This window comes from Streptomyces sp. BE20, from assembly GCF_036322525.1.
In the GTDB taxonomy this organism is placed as follows: Bacteria; Actinomycetota; Actinomycetes; order Streptomycetales; family Streptomycetaceae; genus Kitasatospora.
Window position 1 is genome coordinate 1 of sequence record NZ_JAQYWW010001138.1, and the last position, 1,255, is coordinate 1,255.

General features: G+C 73.5%; 2 protein-coding genes. One reads left to right on the forward strand and one right to left on the reverse strand.

Features of this window, described 5'->3' with window-relative positions; genetic code table 11:
- On the forward strand, nucleotides 1–102 hold a 102-nt coding region (locus PUR61_RS36305; protein ID WP_329883826.1), incomplete at its 5' end, for a DUF397 domain-containing protein.
- 58 nt (nucleotides 103–160) lie between these two features.
- Here the strand turns inward: PUR61_RS36305 and PUR61_RS36310 are convergent.
- Entirely contained in the window at nucleotides 161–796 is a 636-nt protein-coding gene (locus PUR61_RS36310; protein WP_329883825.1) for a hypothetical protein, read from the reverse strand.
- Nucleotides 797–1,255: the final 459 nt, after the last annotated feature.

Consider the following 1,255-nt stretch of genomic DNA (forward strand, 5'->3'; position numbering starts at 1 on the left):
CGCGACTCCAAAGACCCCCAAGGCCCCGCGCTCGTCTTCGAGGCCGACGCCTTCGCCGCGTTCGTCGACGCCGTCCGGTCCAGTGAGTTCGGCACCGCCTGACAACCGCTCCCCGACGGCTCCGCCCGGCACGACCGGGCGGAGCCGTCGTGCCCTCCCGTCAGGCCGCCCGCCAGCCGGGGGCGTACTCGATGTGAAGCATCCCGGGGTCCGTCTTCGCCTGCGTCCAGAAGCCCTTCCCGCGGCTCTGACCGGGCTCGTGGTCCAGCTCGACGCAGTAGTGAACGCCCCCCGAGTACCCGGCCGCCGCCGCGGGCCCCTCAGTACCGAGCGACCTGACCAGCGATCCCGACCAGCGGAACGCCTCGGCGGTCCCCGAGACGAACAACGTCCGCGCCGCGATGGCGAAATGCAGCCCGTCCCGCCACTCGGCGTGGCGGTGGCGCGCGTAGTCGATCCCGTCCTCCGCCGGGAAGTCCGTCTCCGGGATGTCCACGGTGTGCGGCGCCCCCGCGCCCAGCCGGGCCCGGACCTCCTTCCACCGTGAGGGCGGCAGGCCCACACCGTGCTGGAACAGGACGAGGTCCAGCCCGAGCCCGTTGTGCACCCAGTCCGACATTCCGACCGGTCCACGGGCCCAGGCCCGGAGCGGCAGGTGGACCAGCGAGCGCCGCGAGCGTGCGGCCAGCGCCCAGGCCGTGGCCAGGACCCCGGCCCCCGCGCGGTCGGCGTACAACTGCATCGAGAACTGGCTCTCGTACAGCGCGGCCCGGCCCTCCCGCGGGACGGCGGACACCACCCGGTACTCCCCCCGCCCCGTCCTGACCCGGTGGATCGTGGTCCTCAACTTCACCGCGCAGCCCGCATTCGCCCTCCGACGCTCCCGCCCCCGGTCCCTTCCGGAGGACGCGGCCTTTCTACCTCGCGCCACGGGCCCCTGTCGCCCGCATTTCCGCGCCCGCACGTACCAGGCGCGCCGCACTCCCCCTTCACGGCGTTCCGCCCCGCCGGATGACACCCGGCGGGGCGGAACGGACCGGCAGCACCCGCGCGGCGCGGGCGGTCGCCTCTGAACAGGACCTCGACGGCGGAAGGTCAGACCTTGCGGATGTTGTAGGCGATGCCGCTGCCGGCGCAGCCGCTGGTGCTGACGGAGCCGGAGACGACCCAACCCGCCGGGATCGGCGAGAACGAGCACACGGTGGCGTAGGTCTGCGTGGTGATCTTGGCGATCGAGTACGCGTAACCGGTGCCC